The organism is Terribacillus saccharophilus, from assembly GCF_000725365.1.
Classification (GTDB): Bacteria; Bacillota; Bacilli; order Bacillales; family Amphibacillaceae; genus Terribacillus; species Terribacillus saccharophilus.
The window spans coordinates 2,503,063-2,523,910 of sequence record NZ_CP008876.1; the positions used below are offsets into that span (position 1 = coordinate 2,503,063).

A 20,848-nucleotide genomic window follows, 5' to 3' on the forward strand; every position below is an offset into this window, starting at 1 on the left:
AATGTAATTCAACCTCATTGCTGGTAGACATTTTATTTGGGTGACTCTTATAAGCAGTTAAATTTAGGAGCTGCTCTGCTAATTGTAAGCCTTGTAAAAACGAATTGTGCATCGTATTCTTCCTTCAAATTACATGTCTACTATTTGTATGGGTTTATAGGTAATAGGAACCAAAAATGTAAGATGATATTGACAGTGATTCTTACAAAAGATAGAATTCGATGTGTAATTTTAACAATTTTATATGATTATTTCTTATCCAGAGAGGTGGAGGGACATGGCCCTGCGAAACCTCAGCAACAGGTCTTTTAAGGACACTGTGCTACATCCATCGGGAATTAATTCTCGAGAGATAAGATGAATAGAGGGTACCTCTCGACGCATCTTTGTCGGGAGGTACTTTTTTTTGTTGGGAGGTGAGCAACAGAAGATTGCTAGATACATAAGGAGGGAGAATTAGAAATATGTATGTCGTCAAAAGACTAGGAATGATGCTGCTGACGATATGGATCATTGTGACTGTTACGTTTGTCATCATGCATAGCATTCCAGGTGACCCATTCGCTTCGGATGCGAAAGCCTTATCACCTGATGTAGTAGAGAATATGCGAGCCAAATATAATTTGGATGAACCATTACTGACACAGTACGGACTTTACTTAAAAGATCTGCTGCTGCTCGACTTCGGGCCTTCGATCCAATCGAAGACGAGGGACGTGAATACACTCATTCAAGAGGGGTTTCTGCCTTCTGCAATGCTAGGAATACAGTCACTGCTTGCAGCGTTAGTCGGAGGTTTATTCCTTGGAATTGTAGCTGCATTATTCCAAAACCGCATGCTGGATTATGTTTCTATGTTCATCGCAATCATTGGAATTTCTGTACCTAGTTTCATTTTAGCGCCTCTATTGATTAAGTATTTAGCCGTAGATAGTGGGTTGCTTCCAGTTGCAGCGTGGGGGACATGGCAACACACAATCCTGCCTACATTCGCACTTGCTGTTGGGCCACTGGCGATTATTGCTAGATTCGTAAGAACAAGTATGCTGGAGGTCCTGAATCAGAATTATATGAAGACAGCTGAAGCTAAAGGTTTGTCAACCTTTGACATCGTTTTCAGGCATGGTATACGTAATGCGCTGATTCCAGTCATATCTTTCATTGGACCGCTATTTGCGGCAATCATCACAGGAACGTTTGTCATAGAAAAGATTTTCGCAATCCCGGGAATAGGTAAATATTTCGTGGATAGCATTTTCAATCGGGACTATCCGGTAATTCTTGGAACGACTATCTTTTATAGTGCAATCTTGATCATCACTCTGTTCGTCCTTGATTTCTGCTATAGACTGATAGATCCGAGAATAAAACTTTCAAGTGAGGCTGATTAAATGGAGCAACTGAATAAAAAGGCATTCCAGCCTCTTGATAGGAGCCGCTACTCGGATACAGCGCAGAACCGACAATACATAGGTCATAGAAAAGAGATCCTGCAAAAGTTAATTTCCAATAAGCTCGCCCTAATTGGAGCTGGTTTGTTGATCCTCATTATCGGGATGGCGATTATAGGACCTGTTTTACAGCCATATTCACCGAGTGAGCAGTCATTGACCGAAGGGAATTTAGCACCGTCATCTGAGCATTGGTTCGGGACAGATGATCTTGGTCGGGATGTTTGGGAACGTGTATGGGCTGGTGCTCGCATATCTCTAACGATCGGAATGGCCGCGGCAGTAATAGATTTATTGATTGGAATCTTAGTAGGCGGTATCGCAGGATATATGGCGGGCCGAAGCAGGTTCGGTGATCGCGTGGATAACCTTCTGATGCGTATCGTAGAGATTTTGTATGGTATTCCATACTTGCTAGTCGTAATCTTACTGATGGTTGTTATGAAACCGGGACTGCTAACGATGATCATTGCCCTGACATTAACCGGCTGGGTAGGAATGGCTCGCATTGTGAGAGGTCAGATTCTCCAATTGAAGCAGCAGGAGTATGTGATGGCTGCTGAAAAACTGGGAACGTCCCATGCACGTATCATTATGAAACACTTGCTGCCGAATATGATTGGCATCATCATTGTCAATCTTACTTTCACAGTACCGCAGGCAATCTTCGCCGAATCCTTTCTCAGCTTCCTAGGACTTGGTGTTCAGTCACCGACAGCGAGCTGGGGGACAATGGCGAATGATGCGCTGAGTGTCATCTTGAGTGGGCAATGGTGGAGATTATTCTTTCCTGCACTACTCATATCACTAACTATGCTTGCGTTCAATGCTTTTGGAGATGGGCTGCAGGATGCATTCGATCAACGGTCTAAGAAATAAGGGGGGCAACATGAGTTTACTGGAACTTAATAATTTGCATGTATCATTCAAGACTCGCCATGGCGAAATAAAAGCAGTCAGAGGCGTGGATTTCTGGCTGGATAAGGCGGAGACGCTGGCGATTGTCGGAGAGAGCGGAAGCGGAAAAAGCGTCACTGCCCAAAGTGTTATCGGGATGATACCTAGACCGCATGGCAGGATAGTCGACGGAAGCGTATCCTTCAAAGGTGAGGATATTACCAAGCTGCCTATAAAGCAGTACCGGAAAATCAGAGGAAAACAGATAGGGATGGTATTCCAGGATCCGATGACAGCTTTGAATCCGACAATGAAGATTGGGCATCAGATACAGGAAGTATTCACAAAAAAACTGAAGCAGCCGAAAAAACTGGCAAAAGAGAGTGCAATCAAACTGCTGGAAGAAGTCGGAATAAAGGATCCTGTCAGCCGTTATTACGACTATCCGCATCAGTTTAGTGGAGGTATGAGGCAGCGGGTAGTTATAGCCATTGCATTAGCAGCGAATCCATCGCTCATTATCGCGGATGAACCTACAACAGCTCTGGATGTGACGATTCAGGCTCAAATCCTCGCGTTGCTGAAACGTATACAGAAGGAGCGGGAAACATCTATCTTACTGATCACACATGATCTTGGAGTTGTTTCAGAAGTGGCAGATAGGGTGGTTGTGATGTATGCAGGATCCGTTGTGGAGACAGGTACTGTTCAAGAAATCATGGAGACGCCTAAACATCCTTATACGTGGGGATTATTACAATCTGTTCCGACTGTAGAGGGGGAACGGCAGGATCGATTGAAAGCAATAGACGGAACACCACCCGACTTATCAAGACCGATTGTAGGCTGTCCATTTGCTGCGCGGTGCCCGCATGCAATGGAGATCTGTGCCGAACAGCTTCCTGCAAATGAAAACTTTTCAGGGACACATAAAGCCCGATGCTGGCTGCACGACTCGCGAACAAAGAGCTACTTGGAGCTGGCAGCAGGAGGTGAGACCAGTGAGTGAAACAATTGTGCAAGTAAGTTCCATAAAAAAACACTATCGTCAGAAAAAAAGAAAGACAGTAAAATCCGTAGATAATATCTCCTTTTCGATACAAAAAGGAGAAACGTTTGGACTTGTAGGAGAAAGCGGTAGTGGGAAGACGACATTGGGGAGATTGATCGTCGGAATTCATGAGCCAACGGAAGGCTCGATTGCTTATAACGGCAAAGATATTTCCAGATTGACCAAGACAGAGAGACGAACAGTGAATCGGGAAATGCAAATGATTTTTCAGGATCCAGAAGCTTCCTTGAATCCAAGAATGAAAGTGGAAGATATCATAGCTGAAGGAATTGATGCTAATCGCATTGCTAAAGGAGCAGAAAGAAAACAACTTGTCCACCAGTTATTAGAACGAGTTGGTCTGACGGCGGAGCATGCTAGCAGATACCCATATGAATTCAGTGGTGGACAGCGGCAAAGAATCGGAATTGCACGAGCTCTGGCGGTAAATCCTGCTTTCATTGTAGCGGATGAACCAATATCAGCACTCGATGTTTCCATTCAGGCACAAATCGTAAACTTACTTAAAGATATTCAGGCAGAAGAGGAATTGACTTTCTTATTCATTGCACATGATTTGGCCATGGTAAAGCATATAAGTGACCGCATCGGAGTGATGTACCTGGGACAGCTGATGGAACTAGCACCTAGTGAAGAGCTATTTGCTAATCCTCTGCATCCATATACACAGACTCTTTTGGCTGCTATTCCTTCTCTTGACGCATATGCAAAATCAGAACCTGAATCTACTTTCACAGAAGATCCAAGGGGAGTAGAGAAGCCTCAGCTTTTACATACAGAAAAGGGCTGTCCTTTCTATGAAAGATGCCCAATGGCTATGGAGCGATGTGCACATGAACGACCTGAATGGAAGGAAAAAGCGGCGGGGCACTTTACTGCTTGTCACTTATACGATTAAATCAAAACAATTTGGAGGTTATTATGAAAAAAATAAAAGCACTAATTTTACCTTTTATATCCCTTATTATTATTGGTGCACTCGTCGGCTGCAGCAGTGGCAGCTCATCAGGTTCGGGGGATGCAGAACAGGCAATCACGGCCAACCTATCAGGAGAGCCTTATACACTTGATCCTGCTTTGGCATCTGATACGACATCCTTCTGGGTAATCGATCATTTATTCGAAGGCTTGTACACGTATGATGAAAACGGAAAGGAAGTACTTGGGTCTGCAAGTGATGTCCAAGTGTCCGAAGATGGTAAGACATATACATTCACAATCAAAGATGATGTGAAGTGGTCTAATGGAGATCCACTGACTGCGCAAGATTTTGAATATGCATGGGAGCGTGTATTGAACCCGGATACAGCTGCTTATGATCCTTCTCAATTCTATTACATTGAAGGAGCGGAAGCCTATAATACAGGAAAAGGTGCTCTAGAGGATGTAGGAATTGCTGCTGAAGATGATAAGACACTTGTCGTTACGTTAGAAACTCCCGTCAAGTTCTTCCCTAAGGTCCTGATGGGACAAGGGTTCCTTCCGGTCAATAAAGAGGTAGTTGAAGCTGATGAGAACTGGGCAGCAGAAGCAGATGGTCTTGTCTCCAATGGTGCATTTTCGATTTCAGACTGGAAGCATGATGAAGAAATCGTCCTGAAAAAAAATAAGGAATACAGCAGTGCGGATCAGGTGAATTTAGACACCATTACGTTCAAAATGATTGCTGATCCAACGACGGAATATCAGATGTTCAAATCAAAAGATCTAGATTTAGTAGCTTCCATTCCATCAGAAACAATTGATCAGGAAAAGGATAGCAAGGAATATGTGAGCTCACCAGCTTTTAGTGTCTATACGTATTCATTTAATGTGGACGAAGCACCATTCACAAATAAAAAAATACGCCAGGCCTTTGCCTATGCCATTGATAAAGAAGCTATCACAAGTAACATATCTAAAGGCGGAGCAAAAGCAGCCTATGGCTATGTACCTTATGGTGTAGAAGCACCGAGTGGGGAAGACTTCCGTGACGAGGCAGAAGATTACTATAAATTCGATGCTGAGAAAGCGAAACAGCTTCTGAAAGAAGGATTAGAGGAAGAAGGCTGGAGTGAACTTCCAGCAGTTACATTAAGCTACAATTCTGAAGCGAACCATAAGAAGATCGCAGAAGCAATACAGGAAATGCTGAATAAAAACTTGGAAATTAATGTTGAACTAGAGAACCAAGAATGGAAAACATATATTGATACATTTAAACAAAAGAACTTCCAAATCGCAAGAATGGGCTGGGTTGGCGACTTCCTTGATCCATATCCGGTTCTGAACCTTTATAGCACGAAGAGCTCCAGTAACTTCACAAACTGGAGTAATGAAGAATACGACCAAGTGCTTGCGGATGCATTGGCTGAACAAGACGACACAAAACGTTTCGAATTGCTGCATCAAGCAGAGGGCATTTTAATGGAAGATTTGCCGATTATCCCAATCCAGTACTCAGCTAATAATAGCTTGGTTAGTGAACGCGTAGAAGGTATTCGATTTGATTCATTAACAAATCCTGATCTTCGCCGCGCAAAAGTAACTGCAGAGTAATCTAGCAAGGTGAAATAGTTGAAGGTACTGATATTAAGTCAGTGACTTCAGGCTGTCGAGAAAGCCTCGACAGCCTTTTTTCATCCAGTTTTATTTCTATTTCAGAAAACAATCGAGCTAAGTTAGCGAATTAAATATATTACTTGAATGGTGAAAATAAATAAGAGAGTGAGCCTTTACGGATTCTAAGTAACTCAAGGGATTTCTTTTACCTTGGACAAGGCGCCCAGCACATGATATTTGAACAAAAAAAAGAACCCCTTATAGGGGCTATTTTTCCTTCCTTATTTATCTAGTATATTGAAGGAAAGTATAGCGCTGCCAAAATCACCTTTTTTATCTGCTAAGCCATCTTGATTTGAATAACCGATCACACCACTGATAATGATAGTTCCAATTAGAATTACGGAAAACATTACTTTTTTCATGAGATCGCCCTCCTACTTAGATTAAAGCCAAGAGATAATATTTTGTTGCGAGTTCATATTGCTTACTATCAGTATAATACTGCGCTAGTTCCTTTGAAAAGAGCCTAACGTTAAACTTATCGTTAACTTTTTGGAAATAGTCTATGCCCTCCTGCCAAACACTCTCAAAGTTATGTCTGTCTTCATACTTTTTATGAAGCATGGCAAATTCCCATTTCATCTTCGTATCATCATTGTCGAGACTTCTTTGAAACCCTTCTGCGTAGGCTTGCTTTGCCTTCGTAGCTTGATTGGTCTTCCAGTAAGAGTCTGCTAACAGATACAATATGTTCAATTCAATGCGCTCTTGTTTTCCATCTAACGCATCCTCCAGATAGCGAATAGCAGTTGCCGGCAACCCGCGTGTGACGTACAAGAGTCCTAGATTTAGGTTAGTGGAAGCTAATAGACTTTGATTTTTGATTTTTTTACAAGTGGACAATGCTCTGTGAAGGTGTTCTTCTGCCAACTCGTAATCTGACATATCGAGATAGTTCATGCCTTGGACTAACTCTGTTCGAGCGAGTAAGAAATTGAGTGGTTCAAGTGATTTGAAGTTTTCAACAGCCCTAGCTGCATGTACGGCAGATAAAGTTGTAATGTCGAGGAAATAATAGACCATAGCCTTAATAAGATGAAATTCTCCTATTTCTGCAGGTTCCATTGAGGGACTTAGATATTTTTCAGCTTTCTCCAAACATACTAGCGAATCCTGATACTGCTTTTCAAAATAATAGATAATCCCTTCAGCAAAGAAGAGCTGGTATTTCTGCAGCTCTGTGAAATTTCCTTCATATTCCCGAGCTTTGACTAACGACTGCTTGCTATTCCTAAAATCCCCACGAATAGCATGATAACGGCTTTCAAGCAAGAAATAGGTGACAAGTGTTTCAGCATCATAATCGAAGGTGTGTTTATTCAAGTCTTCATAGATGCTGTGTGCAGCTTCTTTTTTGTCAAGACGGATACTCACTGACCAATTATCCAGATGACCTGCAATATCAAGGCTTTCCATGTACTAAGCTCCTTCTTAATTGAATATATAAGTATAGTCTACCATTATTTGGCGAAATCTGTATTGGGAATGATTTCCTTTGGTGATCTACTATATTTAGAGTTTCAATCAAGAGATTTCTCGTTTTAGGAAAGTAGGAAGAAACTTCTTCCAGCACATCTCTAAAAAAGAAGCGTTGCAGCTACATGTCTGGTAGCGGCAAACGCCTCATTAATGCTGCATATTTTCCTGGATATATTGCTTGGCCCACTTGCACCATTCCAAGTACATTTCGGAATACTTTATGCCATATTCAACGGTTAACATCGTGCCAACAGAATGTTCTTCTTGGCTAGTAAAGTGTTTCTTCCACTCTTTCGTCATACGTAATGTTTTTTCTTCTCTCGCTATTACTTCGTCCAATAAGTTGTTAATGTCATCTGCTGATAAGAAAGGGAAAATAGTCGTTTTTATTAAAAACTCATCCTTGATCTTTGCAGGCTTTAAAGGTTCTTCTAACGCCCAGCGTATTAATTCCTTTTTTCCTGTATCAGTAAGCGAATAGATTTTTTTATTTGGTAGGGTTCCCTGAACCACTAGTTCATGTTGTATTAAGTTGTTGTCTTCCATTTTATGCAGTTCTGTATAGATCTGGCTATGCGTCGAATTCCAAAAATAAGTCATCCGCTGCTTAAATATTTTCACTACATCATATCCAGTTACGGGCTCTTTCGCGATGATTCCTAACAACGCGTAACGTAGGCTCATAAAACATCAATTCCTTAAGATTTGTCTATTTGAAGAAATTATAGCATATCAACTTGACCAAAGTATTGGACGTCCTTTACTATATCTATAGTTTCATATGTCTAAAATGACATATAAGATATGTATCTTCATAAATCAGGTAGAAGGAGATACTCGAAAATTAAAAGGGAGATTGTTCTTTCATATTAGATAGCGGATCGCTGTCTGCAAGGATGAATCTGGAATGGTGAGGTTGAATGATGAAGAAGTTTCTGAATAAGAAAATACTAATTATCACGTTAAGCAGCTTAGGTATACTTGTGGTCTTGGGATTGGCGTTATTCTTCATGTGGTCGCAAGATACATATAGTGCGATAGATTCCGCAGAGACTGTAATAGAGGAAAACATACAGGTAGAAGATGGATGGTATATCGATAGAGCTGAACATGCGGACAAAGGGATCATTCTTTATCCAGGGGCAAAGGTTGAACCAGAAGCATATGCCTACCTAGCGCAAGAGCTAGTAAAGCACAATATTACCGTCGCTATCCCATCTGTTCGATTGAACTTACCCATACTCGATGTATCCAAAGCAAATGAAGTAATAGAAGAAGAGAAAGAGATGGAATGGTATATTGCGGGGCATTCCATGGGAGGTGCCGCAGCAGCTATGTACGCAGATCAAAATATGGACAGCGTAAACGGACTGATCCTGCTTGGTGCATATGCAGCAGAAAATGATGTGTTACGTGATTCTGAACTACCTGTACTTTCCATAAGCGGGACTGAGGATGGATTGAGTACACCTGAAAAGATAGAAGAATACAGCGCTTATTTACCCCAAACATCAGACTTCACAGAAATCCCTGGCGGCAACCACGCCTATTTCGGTGTATATGGCAGCCAATCTGGTGATAAGGAAGCACAGATCACAGTGGGGGAACAACAAGATATTATTGTAGATACGATTGTTGATTGGATGGAAGATGTCTCTGTTACTGGGGAAGGTGACAAATGAAAAAACTAAAAATCTATAGCATCATAACTACAGTTATTGTACTAATTGTTCTATTACAAGGTTCTCTTGTTACTAAAACCGGATCAGGTCAAGGATGCGGCACGACATGGCCGCTTTGTTTCGGTGATGTTATCCCTTATAACCCTACACTGGAAACAATCATTGAATACACCCATCGATTGATATCCAGCACCGCGGGATTACTAGTTTTAATCCTATCATTCTGGTCTTGGCGTAAATTAAAGTATATGAAAGAAATAAAGTTCTTTGCCATTCTAGCTTCGGCTGCCATTATTGTACAAGGCTTAATGGGAGCAGGGCAGGTTGTCTTCGGACAGCCGCCATTAATAATGGCATTGCATTTTGGCTTCTCTGCAATCTCCTTAGCAGCTGTTTTTGCCATCACACTATTTACATTCGAAACACCAGCTACCAAAGTCACCGTACAAGTCGGAAGGAAGCTTAGACGCTATATCGTCTTCATTACTGTCTACGCTTACGCGGTTATCTATACAGGTGCATTCGTAAAGCATATGAAAGCATCCGCCGTCTGCAAAGGGTTTCCATTATGTAATGGAGAAGCCGTCTTGTTCAGCCAAGGAACAGTGGTATTCGCTCAGATGTTCCATCGCATAGCAGGGATGCTGTTAACAGTCCTTATAGCCATGTTTGTTGTCTGGGTATTAAAACAGTACAAGCATCAACGTCTATTAGTAACTCTCAGTGTGATAAGTATGCTTCTAATAGTCGTCCAGCTAATAAGCGGTATAGGTATGGTATTCACCTCTAATCAAAACTTAACGTTTGGATTAATCCATGCGCTGGTGATCTCTATCTTTTTTGCTTTGTTTGTTTATATGATTGTGATTACTAGAAGAGGTAAATGATGTTGAAACACTTAGGAGAGCCCTTTCTGTTTAAAGCAGGAGGGGCTTTTTTGCTGGAACTTAAGATAGTCTATTTCGTATATATAGAGACTTTATCATTGATATTCTGTTACTAGATTGGAGGTATATCTGTATGAGAACGCTCACCATTCTGATTGTTATCATAGCCGTTATGCACATTAGCAATCTTATTAACGTAACCCTCATGGATGGAGAATGGAGCGGAATTGTAACCTGGCTCTCAACTATTTTATTTCTCATTAGCATGATTGTGTATGGCAGAGAAGTGAATAGAAATCGGAAAAAATAATTCTGAATTAGGAAGACCATCTCCATAAAACACGGATTCCACTCCACTATTCTTCATAAAACACTGTGTAAACTCCGCCAATCAGCTATATAATGACAGATAGAGACAATTTGGACGGAAAGAAGGCAAACAAATGAAAATCACCATCATCAGCGTTGGCAAATTAAAGGAAAAATACCTCAAGCAAGGCATCGAAGAATACACAAAACGCCTCGGCGCCTATGCCAAAGTCGAGCTAGTCGAAGTACCAGACGAAAAAGCCCCCGAGAACCTGAGTGAAGCTGACATGCAAATCGTCAAACAAAAAGAAGGCGACCGCATCCTGTCGAAAATCAGTTCTGACGACTACGTCATTTCCCTGGAAATAAAAGGCCAAATGATCACATCCGAACAACTCGCGTCGAAAATTGACAGCTTAGCGACATATGGAAAGAGTAAGATTGTGTTTGTGATTGGCGGATCGTTGGGATTAAGTGAGGAAGTGATGCAAAGGAGTGAATATGCGCTGTCGTTTTCGAAGATGACATTTCCGCATCAGTTGATGAAATTGGTGTTGGTGGAGCAGATTTATCGGGCTTTTCGAATTATTAAGGGGGAACCGTATCATAAGTAAGTTTCCAAGTATATCCTGGGTAATACAAAATGTATTCTATAAGAGTACGGTTTAATTTTTATCGCCTATTTTAGTTTAGATTGATTTATTAGTAGAATGAATTTTTTCTGAGGAGAAGAGAAGTATAAGAAATTACTTGCACGCACTAGTACAAAATCATGACGTTAGGTAATTAAAGATTATATTAGAGTAAGAGTCTCCTACTTGCTGTTTTGCTTCAGTAATAAAGTCAACTATCTTATCTATTGTTTCTTCCAATTCAATTATTAAGTCATGTTCCCATATCCTCAAGATATTCCATTCATGTGCAGTGTAATATTGTGTAACTTCTTGATCTCTTAGTTTATTTCGTGATATTTTTTGGATCCAATACTCCTGATTACTCTTGGGTACATTGCTGCGATATTTACACCCGTGCCAAAAACAACCATCAATAAATATTACTACTTTATAATTTTTAATAGCAAAGTCTGGCTTGCCAAACAAAGAGTTACATTTTTTCTTAGCCGTATTACCTTCCCCCATGGATCGAATAGCTTGCATGTTTTTTCTTCTTTGTTTTTTAGTTATGGTATCTGGCAACTTTGCTTTACCTCCTGTCAATACATAATTTCTACGTTTTCCATCTTTAAAATTCTTATTCAACTTGATAATTAATTTTATATGAGGTATGCTGCTAATGACTATTATGAGAATATATGTTCTAAATGAAACATCAAGAAAGGAATCTCTGCTATATGACAAAACAATATCAAATACTCGATTTGTTTTCAGGTGCGGGTGGATTAAGTAATGGATTTGAGCAAACTGGACAATTCTCCGTAATTGGTGCAATTGAAGTCAATATTGCTGCTCAAAAAACTTATATAAAAAATCACGATGGAAAGGATCACCTTATATTAAAATCTTTGGATTCGGGAACTAGTGACATTACTAAAATTAATTTTAAAGATCTTCAATTAGATTCTAATAAAACTGTTGTTATTGGGGGACCTCCCTGCCAAGGATTCTCAAATGCCAACCGACAAAAGAATTACTTGATTTCAGGAAATAATCAGCTTGTAAAAGAATATGCAAGGGCGATTAGAGATGTTAGACCAGTTGCTTTCCTTATGGAGAATGTAAAATCAATAAATTCTTCAGTCCACAAGTTTTTTGTTACTAATTTCAATAATAATGATGAAGATGATTTTAGTTCTAAAAGACATTTGGATTCTATTTCAATGGATGATCAACATCCTCTTTATGAAAAAGATTATATAGATTTGTTAATATCCCAAAGTGAAATATTAAGAATAATAGTAAAAGAGTTCAAGCGATTATCTGATGTTCCAGAACCCATAATTGATGATACACTTCTAATTACTCGTCTTCGTGCATTGGAACGTAGAATGAAGAGTAGAGATCAAGTACGTTTAAAAGAAAAAGAGCAAAAAGAAGTAAAACAAATTCTCACTTTAATCAACATTTATAATAATAGAAATGCATATTTTCAACCCATAATCTCTGAAGCTATAGAAGCTCTTAGTATACTTTTAAGTGGATCTGCGTCAATAAAATTGATACAAAAAAAGATGCAAGATTTTATTGATCTAAACCGCTTTTTAATTCGTTGCCAGGAACTTAAAGATGAAAATATAGACTGTAAAAACTTAATCTTAACTGAAGAGTCGCTTTTTAAGGTTCGTGTTGAAGTGTATTCTTATAATATAGTTAAGTACTTAAAAAGGTTATTTACGCATTATGGTTATATACTGGACAGCGGGGTGCTTGATGCTTCATATTTCGGTGTTCCTCAGCGTAGGCGAAGGTTTATGATGATGGGTGTTCATCGAAAATGCAAAAGTGATTCTGCAGTAGAGTTGCCAAAGCCCGCTGATAACCGTATTTTTACTGTTAGAGATGCTATTGAGGATCTGGAAGACATTGAACCCCAGCAAGAGATTAATACCTATAAAAAGCATATTTATAATAAAGAATTCCAAAGTGAACTGATAAGGTATTATCGTGAACAAATAGAAGGGAATTTGTTATCAGATCATATAAATACTAAAAGTTCAGAATTGATTCAGCTACGCTATAAGCAAATACGAGAAATTGGAGGTAAAAATTTCCATAGCCTTCCTGAAAATATGAAAGCATCATATAGAGATGCCTCAAGAACACAAAATACAGTTTACTTACGCTTAAACTACGACGAACCCTCACCAACTGTTATTAATGTTCGTAAATCAATGTGGCAACATCCTACTAAGGCGAGAGCATTGAGTATTAGAGAAGCTGCTAGATTACAATCCTTCCAAGATAGTTTTGTTTTTGAAGGTAGAAAAGATGAAAGATATCAACAAGTTGGAAACGCGGTTCCTCCTAAATTAGCAAAAGCCATTGCTATAAAGATGCTTGATTACTTACCGTCAACTGAATAACTTAATTATTATAAGACTATAGGTTATAGCTCTGCGTGGAAGGTGATTTCCATACAGAGCTATTTATTTTATATAACACCTTAAATTGTGAAAACAGAGGTTTTAAATTGGAGGTACTTTTTCTTAGGATAAAATAGAGTCAACTATCATAAAGTAAATTTGTCCTATGTAGATTATTTTTAAGCAAAGCTGTAATTCTATCTTCGACCTGATAAAATAGATATATGGAATTATTGTGGAAATAGGTGAGATAAGTGGATGAAATAATAACGCAACCCTCAGCTACACCAGTGATACAGGCATTGAGGAGTATAGGTTACAACTCTCAAACTGCTGTAGCAGACTTAGTAGATAATAGTATCGATGCAAAAGCTACAAAAGTAAGCATTGATTTTTCTTATGGAGATGGAAACGGATTTATTAAGATTTATGATAATGGAAATGGTATGAATGATGAAGAGCTCCAGACAGCTATGACTATTGGTTCTAAGGACCCTAGATCGAAACGTGAACGCAATGAGCTTGGCAGGTTTGGCATGGGATTAAAAACAGCAGCCTTTTCATTAGGAAAGAGATTAACAGTAATAAGCAAAAAGGATTCCAGCGTTTCTATCAGGTGTTGGGACTTAGATCACGTTAGTAAAGAAAATGAGTGGTTATTATATAAATCCATACCTAGTGATCTAAGTATTAGTCCAGATGAAATAAACGGAGATAACGGTACAATAGTACTTATCGACAAGTTAGATAGATTTTGCGGTTTTGGAACTTATAGAGTGGTTAAGCCGGAAAGTTTCTTTAGTAAAATAAAGCGTATTCAAAAGTACTTAGAGATGGTGTTTCACGTAATCTTAGAGAAAGATATACTTATTGAGATCAATGGTAATAAATTATTGCCGTGGAATCCTTTTTTAGAAGGTAATCCCCGTTGCTACGAAGGAGAAATACAATATCTTTTTTCAAATAATAAACATGTAGTAATTACACCTTATGTTCTTCCTCATCCTTCTACTTTTAATAAAAATGAGCACAAAGACGCTGGGGGGTTAAAAGGGTGGAGAGATCATCAAGGGTTCTATGTTTACAGAGAGAATAGAATGGTCTCATATGGCGATTGGTTTGGTTTATTTCCAAAAGATGTACAATCGGAATTAGTTAGGATAAGAATTGATTTCTCTAATGATTCTGATGAAGAATGGAAATTAGATGTGAAAAAGTCATCAGTTACTATTCCGGAAGAAATAAGAGAAGGGTTAGAGTCTATAGGAAAATACTATAGGCAACTCTCTCAAGAGATTATGCTGTATAGAACAAAGGCATCACAATCAGGTGAAAAAGTAAAAGGATCATTGAATACGTGGGAGCTTTATTCAGATGATAACGGTACTAACTATATTATCAACAGAAATCATCCAGTGTTAACCAACATCCTTAGAGATATCGACAAACAAAATAAAAGAAAAATAAATCTATATTTAAAACTTCTGGAATTAGGATCTCCTAGTAACTTACTTAAAACTGAATCCATAGTTAAGAAGGAAGAACACTTTGTAAATGAAAACCAAAGAAAAACTATAATAGAATATGCTAATATTCTTTCAAACTCAGGCATTCAGATGAATATAGATCAAATCTCGGAGTCTATCTCTTTAATGGCTGGTTTTGAGAGTACAGAGATAGCCACTATAAAAGAAATTTTAAAGAAAGAAGTTGAAGCGAGTGTGCAATTTTAAAAAAGAAGATTATTTTATAATGGTTGAAAATTTGTATACAACATACAAAAATTTTGGTATGCAAGATCCTATAAATCAAGCGATTGAAGATGCACAAAATAAACTACAATATAAAATGGTTTCAATGGATATTGACACTATAGAAGGTTTAGCTTTAGAAGCATTCGCGAAATACAGTCCTATTAATGTAGAAAAAGCAATTGTACTAAAAGGAAATAAAACTTCTAATTGGGGGACTGAATCTCCGATATATTCCTACTTTTGGCCAAGGTATGAAAAATATTTATTGGATGAAAAAAATTGGGGCAAAGATACAGTAGAATCGATTGATTCTACTACAAATGAGATCTTAAATTGTATCGGTAATCCACAAGTAGATAGTGACTTCGATAATAGAGGATTAGTTCTTGGTTACGTTCAATCTGGTAAAACTGCCAACTTTACAGGCCTTATTAATAAAGCTTTTGATGTTGGTTACAAACTAGTAATTGTGCTAGCTGGGATGCATAACGATTTAAGAACTCAAACTCAGTTGCGATTAGAAAAAGAAGTGGTTGGAACAACAGATTCTATAACTAGCGAAAAACAGGGCGTAGCCCGAATAAAAACAGGAGGGACACAAATTGAAACTTGGACTACTCCTCAAGAAGATATCTCTTCTTCAAATGCTATAGGGATTAAGAATCTAGACAAGCCTATTCTAGCAGTTGTAAAAAAACATAAAGATGTACTTCCTAACCTAATTAATCTAATTAGAACAAGTATAAACATGTCTAACTTCAACCCAGCAACCCTGATCATTGATGATGAAGCAGACCAAGCTAGTATTGATACCGCTGGTAAAACAAAACCAAGCACAATAAATAAATTAATTAGAGAGTTGCTAAGTTTATTTAATAAAAAAGCCTATGTAGGTTATACGGCTACTCCATTTGCAAATCTACTGATTAACGCCGAAGTTAATCATCGTGAATTTGGCTTAGACCTTTATCCAAAAGATTTTGCAATATCTCTACCAAAACCTCAAAAATATTGTGGACCAGATGAATTTTTTAACACTTCGGGATATATGGAAGATAATAAACCGGTTTATATTAGACACCTCAGTCAAAAAGATATTGAGAGGCTAGACGAAATTAAAAATAGTGATGACGGAGCACTGTTCAAAGAGGTACCTCCAAGTATGCAAGAAGCAATATTATCATTTCTGATGACTATTGCAATTCGAAATCTTAGAGGTCAAAATAACGAACATAATTCTATGCTAATACATACGAGTAGATTTACTGATGTTCAAAACTCCATGTGTAGCGTCATTGATAAATTTTATAAAAGACTGTCTAATGAGATACTCTACAATCCAGAAAGTGATTATTTAAATAGATTGAGAGTATTGTATGAAGAGGATATTCTTCAAGTTCAATCACTTCATAGCAGTTTAGGTACGCAATACCAAATCTACTCTTTCGGTGAAGTATTTAAAGAAGTTAGAAAGATAATCGGCAAAGTTGAAGTCATGGAGATTAATGGAGAAAGTGACGATGCTTTGGAGTATGAAAAGTATAAAGAAAGTGGTTTAAATGTTATTGCGATAGGTGGTAATAAATTGTCTAGAGGATTAACTCTAGATGGTTTATCAATTTCTTATTACTACCGAAACAGCACAATGTATGACTCTCTTATGCAAATGGGAAGATGGTTTGGATATAGAGAAGGCTATATGGATCTATGTCGAATATACACTAGTAAGGAACTCGCAGAGAATTTTGAACATCTCGCCGTTGTAATGAGTGAACTGAGAGAAGAATTTAAAAAATATAAAGAATTAGATGTTACACCGGAAGAGTATGCAGCTAAGATGAAAGATCACAGTAGTATGACTGTAACAAGTCCCACAAAAATGAGGGCTGCAGAAAAAACGCCGAATTATTCGAATAGTCTACAACAGACACGTATTTTTGATAAGAACCAGTCTTTCTTCGAGTCAAATATGAAAGCTACTATAGATTTATTTGAGAATATAGGTGATCAATTCATAATTAAGGAAGATACAACTCGTTATCATATTGCAAAACAAGTTTCAAGTGAATTTATTATTGAATTTTTGAAAAAATATCAAACTAGCTCATCTGCTTCCAAAGTTAATAGTAAGAAGATAGCAAATTACATTGAGGATATAAATAATAAAGGGAAATTCAATAAATTTAACGTAGCTGTTGTGGATGTTACAACGAGTACCTTAAATAAACCGATCGTAAAATCAAAAAACATAAAAAAATTTGCAGTCAAAATAGGCCCTGTTTCTATAGACAGTGCTGTTCTAAGAAGTATTGAACAAGATAAAGGAAAGAATAATAAAATAGTAGACTTAGGCGCAATTGTAGCCTCTAATCAAGAGTTTGTTGACATAGATGGCAGCTCGACAAACAAAATAAAGAATAAGGAATTACGAAATAACGAAAATCCATTATTAATGATATATCCGCTACATCCAAAGGTAGAACCTTTTAAAAAGTTAAATATAGATTTTAGTGAGAATTTTGTGCCGATAGGAATAGCATTATCCTTCCCGGATATTGATATTGACCCAGAATCATCAGAAGACAGAGCTTCTAGAAAAAACGGTTACGTTCATAATAGAACAGTTGGAAGGAACGAGTAACTTGATAAACATTTCTGAAAGATTTAGTGCACTAGTTAAACGTGCAACAATTGAAGAAAATAAAGACATATACCAGTTAGAACCGATCTATTTTAATAGTCCGTATCTGTTAATCGGTTTGGATCTAATTAATTTTCAAAAGCGAATTTATATAGATATTACAAGTGAGAATTGGGATGCGGATCAGTTAAAAGCTTTCCCAAAGTGGAGAGGTATCCGTATAGACCAAGAATACTTTGAAAATATTGGTCCACTAAAGGAAAAAAACTTTCTAGTTATCTCACAAGAAGTGGACGAAAGTGATGATATCTTTGAGAAAGTACTGCAAAATATAGTAGATCACATATTGGTAGATGAAAATATCCCATTGTATACAACTCTGTATGAAGTGTTAGATAGGTGGCACAATTTCTTTAAAAAGAAGTGGGGTGCAAAACTGACAGAGGAAGAGGAAGCAGGTTTATTTGGAGAGTTATATTTCATTAATAAATGGCTAGATCATTTTCCAAATGATCCACCGTTAATAATTAATGATTGGAAGGGGCCTCTTAAATTTAGAATAGACTTTGTTAGAAAGAAAAGTGGAATAGAGATCAAAACAATTTTACCTAAACTTAGAGATGAAGTAAAAATCTCTAGTGAGAAACAACTAGAGCTAAACCCTATCATAAATGAACTCCATTTATATGTATTGAAAATAGAAAGAAATGATACAACCGGGAGTACGCTTGAGATCTTGATAAAGGAAATTGAGGAAAAACTTTCTAGAAGAGCTCCTTCTCTAGCAGTAAAGTTTAGAGAGACGCTGATTTTTAACAATATTGAATTGGGAGAGTATAATAATAATTATTTCTTCGTTCACGAAGAGTTGGCTTATAATGTAATAGAAGGGTTCCCGAGATTAGAGTCAAATCAACTTCCTAAAGGGATAAATAAGATTTCTTATTCTATAGACCTATCACACTGTGAAAACTTCTTAGTAGATGTGGGAGATATTTTATTTTAATTAGAGGGATGTTAAATAATGATTGAAGAAAAGCGGAAACTTGAATTTATACATGAATTTTTAGATACTGTAGAGCAAAAAGGGATAGCTACAGGTTCACGACAAACGCCTTTCCTTCAGGAAGTCCTGCCGTATATTAGTTTAGAAGAGGAACCTACTCTTATTTATTTTGCAAAAAGAGACTCAGATATACAAATTAATGGTTATCTATATTCAGAAGAAACAAACACACTTAATTTATATGTCGTAGATTATGAGCCGCTATTTGTGAAAGATATTCTTCCAGGAGTAAATATGACGACAATAAAAAAGGTTGCGACTAAGGCAAAGCGATTCTTTACTCAAGTAGATATGATTATGAAAATAGCTGATCGATCCATGGATTTTTTTGATCTAGCTAAGCTCATTATTGGTAAACGTAGTGAAATAGACGAGATAAATATCTTCGTGGTTACTAGTAAGTTCTATCTTGCAAACAAGCCGATAGAATTATCTATACCTGGTATAGAAACAGTCAATGTACATGTATGGGATATGGATAGAGTATATAAACTATCAGAAGCTGAGCAAGGAATAAGAGATTTTGAACTCCAATTTGAATCTCAATACAATAAAACCTTTCAACTAATGCATGTTCCAAATTCTACTGGAAAAGAAATGATAGATTGTTATATCGGCGCAATGCCCGCTGAATTGTTGGCAAAATTATATGATGATTGGGGTCCAAAGTTAGTTGAGAGAAATGTTCGTTCATTTCTACAAGCTCGTGGAGGAACAAATAAAGGTATAAGAGACACGTTAAAGAATACCCAGCAAAGGGAATTATTTGTTGCATACAACAATGGGATTTCAAGTGTGGCAAAATCTGGTGATATTTCACAGATAGGTGATTCAAATCTATATGAGATTAAGTCTCTAAAGAGTTGGCAAATAGTCAATGGAGGACAAACGACTGCATCTATACACCAGGCATATAAAAATGGAATTGATTTAGACGGTGTATACGTACAAGCTAAATTAACAATATTAAATGCTGGCAAGGAAGTAAATAACGAAAATATTGATCGCCACGACATGGAAGATCAATTAATAGCTAAGATATCTGAGTATGCAAACACACAAAATAAGATCAATAAATCTGATCTTTTAGCTAATACTAGGTTTATGTCCGATATTGAAAAGCAATCACGAAGCACATGGATACCAACATTTGACAATAGAAAAGAAGAATCCAAGTGGTACTTTGAGCGAGCCAGAGGCCAATATATGGTTGATATAAGTAGACGTTCTAAAGGAAAAGAACAAACTGCGTTTAAAAAAATGTTCCCTAAGGAGAACGTAATAACAAAAGTTGAAATGGCAAAGTACTTCATGTCTTGGGAAGGCTATCCTCATGTTTCTAGTAAAGGTGGAGAGGAAGCTTTTAAGAGATTCATGGATTTAAATAGCCAGTATTGGAAACAAAGTCTAACAACTAATGAAGATGGAGATGTTACAAGACCTATTCAGTTTATAAATAATGATTTTTACAAGGAACTAATAGCTAGAAGATTAATCAATGTGTATGTCACAAATATAGTAGATAGTATGAAGCTAAAAGGCTATAGAGCAAATGTTATATATTATACCGTTGCTATGCTTAGTCATTTGTACAGAGACCGAATAAATTTGAACGAAGTGTGGAATAAACAAGGATTACCAGATGAATGGAAGGACGTTGTTAGAATAATCGCAGCGAATTCCTTAAACTATTTAAGAGAGTCAGCTGGAGAACAGAACGTAACACAATGGGCGAAGAAACAGGAATGTTGGGATGGTTTTATCAAAGAATCTGCTACTGTTTTGGGCGCAATGATATAGTTAACTTAATATTTTCCTCTAAACAGACTGAAGAACATGAGTTTCATTTATCTAAAGCAAAATATTTATAATAATATATCTAGACTATGCGGGTACTTACCTTGGAGAAAAAGTCTGAGATACAATAACTGAGGGTTATAAAGAGTCTCTCTTTTGCAGTTATACG

Annotated in this window: 18 protein-coding genes and 1 riboswitch; of the genes, 14 read left to right on the forward strand and 4 right to left on the reverse strand. The window is 37.4% G+C overall.

Going from position 1 to position 20,848, the window contains the following annotated elements; genetic code table 11:
• Nucleotides 1-252: 252 nt before the first annotated feature.
• Nucleotides 253-359: riboswitch (SAM riboswitch) on the forward strand.
• Nucleotides 360-464: 105 nt separating this feature from the next.
• From GZ22_RS12665 to GZ22_RS12685, 5 genes are read left to right on the forward strand one after another with little or no spacing between them, the layout of a single operon-like run.
• Nucleotides 465-1,391, forward strand: coding sequence for an ABC transporter permease (locus tag GZ22_RS12665; protein ID WP_038563135.1), 927 nt, complete (start codon nucleotides 465-467; stop codon nucleotides 1,389-1,391).
• Nucleotides 1,392-2,330, forward strand: coding sequence for an ABC transporter permease (locus tag GZ22_RS12670; RefSeq protein WP_038563138.1), 939 nt, complete (start codon nucleotides 1,392-1,394; stop codon nucleotides 2,328-2,330). It abuts the gene before it with no gap.
• A 10-nt stretch (nucleotides 2,331-2,340) separates the two neighbouring features.
• Complete coding sequence (locus tag GZ22_RS12675; RefSeq protein ID WP_038563141.1) at nucleotides 2,341-3,357, forward strand: ABC transporter ATP-binding protein; 1,017 nt, start codon at nucleotides 2,341-2,343, stop codon at nucleotides 3,355-3,357.
• Nucleotides 3,350-4,318: an ABC transporter ATP-binding protein gene (locus GZ22_RS12680; protein WP_038563144.1), complete on the forward strand. Its 969-nt coding sequence runs from the start codon at nucleotides 3,350-3,352 to the stop codon at nucleotides 4,316-4,318. Before GZ22_RS12675 ends, GZ22_RS12680 begins: the two co-directional genes overlap by 8 nt.
• A 23-nt stretch (nucleotides 4,319-4,341) precedes the next feature.
• Nucleotides 4,342-5,958, forward strand: a complete 1,617-nt coding sequence (locus GZ22_RS12685; RefSeq protein ID WP_038563148.1) for a peptide ABC transporter substrate-binding protein — start codon at nucleotides 4,342-4,344, stop codon at nucleotides 5,956-5,958.
• A 284-nt stretch (nucleotides 5,959-6,242) separates the two neighbouring features.
• On the opposite strand, the gene GZ22_RS18625 is transcribed toward GZ22_RS12685, so the two are convergent.
• The 3 genes from GZ22_RS18625 to GZ22_RS12695 all read right to left on the reverse strand — a co-directional run bounded on the left by GZ22_RS18625 (nucleotide 6,243) and on the right by GZ22_RS12695 (nucleotide 8,187).
• Complete coding sequence (locus tag GZ22_RS18625) at nucleotides 6,243-6,386, reverse strand: hypothetical protein (protein WP_164072082.1); 144 nt, start codon at nucleotides 6,384-6,386, stop codon at nucleotides 6,243-6,245.
• A 16-nt stretch (nucleotides 6,387-6,402) separates the two neighbouring features.
• Nucleotides 6,403-7,440, reverse strand: coding sequence for a tetratricopeptide repeat protein (locus tag GZ22_RS12690; protein WP_038563151.1), 1,038 nt, complete (start codon nucleotides 7,438-7,440; stop codon nucleotides 6,403-6,405).
• A gap of 210 nt (nucleotides 7,441-7,650) precedes the next feature.
• The gene (locus tag GZ22_RS12695; protein WP_038563155.1) at nucleotides 7,651-8,187 is read right to left on the reverse strand and encodes a PadR family transcriptional regulator; all 537 of its coding nucleotides are present in this window, start codon (nucleotides 8,185-8,187) and stop codon (nucleotides 7,651-7,653) included.
• 236 nt (nucleotides 8,188-8,423) lie between these two features.
• Between GZ22_RS12695 and GZ22_RS12700 the strand changes: the two genes are divergently transcribed.
• The 4 genes from GZ22_RS12700 to rlmH all read left to right on the forward strand — a co-directional run bounded on the left by GZ22_RS12700 (nucleotide 8,424) and on the right by rlmH (nucleotide 10,995).
• Nucleotides 8,424-9,185: an alpha/beta family hydrolase gene (locus GZ22_RS12700; RefSeq protein WP_051748262.1), complete on the forward strand. Its 762-nt coding sequence runs from the start codon at nucleotides 8,424-8,426 to the stop codon at nucleotides 9,183-9,185.
• Entirely contained in the window at nucleotides 9,182-10,072 is an 891-nt protein-coding gene (locus GZ22_RS12705; protein WP_038563158.1) for a COX15/CtaA family protein, read from the forward strand. Before GZ22_RS12700 ends, GZ22_RS12705 begins: the two co-directional genes overlap by 4 nt.
• A gap of 133 nt (nucleotides 10,073-10,205) precedes the next feature.
• Complete coding sequence (locus GZ22_RS18630) at nucleotides 10,206-10,382, forward strand: hypothetical protein (protein WP_164072083.1); 177 nt, start codon at nucleotides 10,206-10,208, stop codon at nucleotides 10,380-10,382.
• Nucleotides 10,383-10,515: 133 nt separating this feature from the next.
• Nucleotides 10,516-10,995, forward strand: coding sequence for a 23S rRNA (pseudouridine(1915)-N(3))-methyltransferase RlmH (gene rlmH, locus GZ22_RS12710; RefSeq protein ID WP_038563161.1), 480 nt, complete (start codon nucleotides 10,516-10,518; stop codon nucleotides 10,993-10,995).
• A gap of 156 nt (nucleotides 10,996-11,151) precedes the next feature.
• On the opposite strand, the gene GZ22_RS12715 is transcribed toward rlmH, so the two are convergent.
• Nucleotides 11,152-11,577 carry a very short patch repair endonuclease gene (locus GZ22_RS12715; protein WP_038563163.1) on the reverse strand — a complete coding sequence of 142 codons (426 nt, stop codon included), beginning with the start codon at nucleotides 11,575-11,577 and terminating at the stop codon, nucleotides 11,152-11,154.
• Between the two features lie 155 nt (nucleotides 11,578-11,732).
• Between GZ22_RS12715 and GZ22_RS12720 the strand changes: the two genes are divergently transcribed.
• From GZ22_RS12720 to GZ22_RS12740, 5 genes are all read left to right on the forward strand, one after another.
• Entirely contained in the window at nucleotides 11,733-13,421 is a 1,689-nt protein-coding gene (locus GZ22_RS12720) for a DNA cytosine methyltransferase (RefSeq protein WP_038563166.1), read from the forward strand.
• A gap of 254 nt (nucleotides 13,422-13,675) precedes the next feature.
• Nucleotides 13,676-15,154 carry an ATP-binding protein gene (locus GZ22_RS12725; protein ID WP_038563169.1) on the forward strand — a complete coding sequence of 493 codons (1,479 nt, stop codon included), beginning with the start codon at nucleotides 13,676-13,678 and terminating at the stop codon, nucleotides 15,152-15,154.
• Nucleotides 15,155-15,173: 19 nt separating this feature from the next.
• Nucleotides 15,174-17,816: a Z1 domain-containing protein gene (locus tag GZ22_RS12730; RefSeq protein WP_051748532.1), complete on the forward strand. Its 2,643-nt coding sequence runs from the start codon at nucleotides 15,174-15,176 to the stop codon at nucleotides 17,814-17,816.
• 1 nt (nucleotide 17,817) lies between these two features.
• On the forward strand, nucleotides 17,818-18,822 hold the full coding sequence (locus GZ22_RS12735; protein WP_038563172.1) for a PD-(D/E)XK motif protein: 1,005 nt from the start codon (nucleotides 17,818-17,820) through the stop codon (nucleotides 18,820-18,822).
• Nucleotides 18,823-18,840: 18 nt separating this feature from the next.
• Nucleotides 18,841-20,682, forward strand: coding sequence for an AIPR family protein (locus GZ22_RS12740; protein ID WP_038563174.1), 1,842 nt, complete (start codon nucleotides 18,841-18,843; stop codon nucleotides 20,680-20,682).
• Nucleotides 20,683-20,848: the final 166 nt, after the last annotated feature.

Coding starts and splice junctions, on each gene's coding strand:
- GZ22_RS12665 (WP_038563135.1), top strand. CDS start 465: ATGTATGTCGTCAAAAGACTAGGAATGATGCTGCTGACGATATGGATC.
- GZ22_RS12670 (WP_038563138.1), top strand. CDS start 1,392: ATGGAGCAACTGAATAAAAAGGCATTCCAGCCTCTTGATAGGAGCCGC.
- GZ22_RS12675 (WP_038563141.1), top strand. CDS start 2,341: ATGAGTTTACTGGAACTTAATAATTTGCATGTATCATTCAAGACTCGC.
- GZ22_RS12685 (WP_038563148.1), top strand. CDS start 4,342: ATGAAAAAAATAAAAGCACTAATTTTACCTTTTATATCCCTTATTATT.
- GZ22_RS18625 (WP_164072082.1), bottom strand. CDS start 6,386: ATGAAAAAAGTAATGTTTTCCGTAATTCTAATTGGAACTATCATTATC.
- GZ22_RS12690 (WP_038563151.1), bottom strand. CDS start 7,440: ATGGAAAGCCTTGATATTGCAGGTCATCTGGATAATTGGTCAGTGAGT.
- GZ22_RS12695 (WP_038563155.1), bottom strand. CDS start 8,187: ATGAGCCTACGTTACGCGTTGTTAGGAATCATCGCGAAAGAGCCCGTA.
- GZ22_RS12700 (WP_051748262.1), top strand. CDS start 8,424: ATGATGAAGAAGTTTCTGAATAAGAAAATACTAATTATCACGTTAAGC.
- GZ22_RS12705 (WP_038563158.1), top strand. CDS start 9,182: ATGAAAAAACTAAAAATCTATAGCATCATAACTACAGTTATTGTACTA.
- GZ22_RS18630 (WP_164072083.1), top strand. CDS start 10,206: ATGAGAACGCTCACCATTCTGATTGTTATCATAGCCGTTATGCACATT.
- rlmH (WP_038563161.1), top strand. CDS start 10,516: ATGAAAATCACCATCATCAGCGTTGGCAAATTAAAGGAAAAATACCTC.
- GZ22_RS12720 (WP_038563166.1), top strand. CDS start 11,733: ATGACAAAACAATATCAAATACTCGATTTGTTTTCAGGTGCGGGTGGA.
- GZ22_RS12730 (WP_051748532.1), top strand. CDS start 15,174: ATGGTTGAAAATTTGTATACAACATACAAAAATTTTGGTATGCAAGAT.
- GZ22_RS12740 (WP_038563174.1), top strand. CDS start 18,841: ATGATTGAAGAAAAGCGGAAACTTGAATTTATACATGAATTTTTAGAT.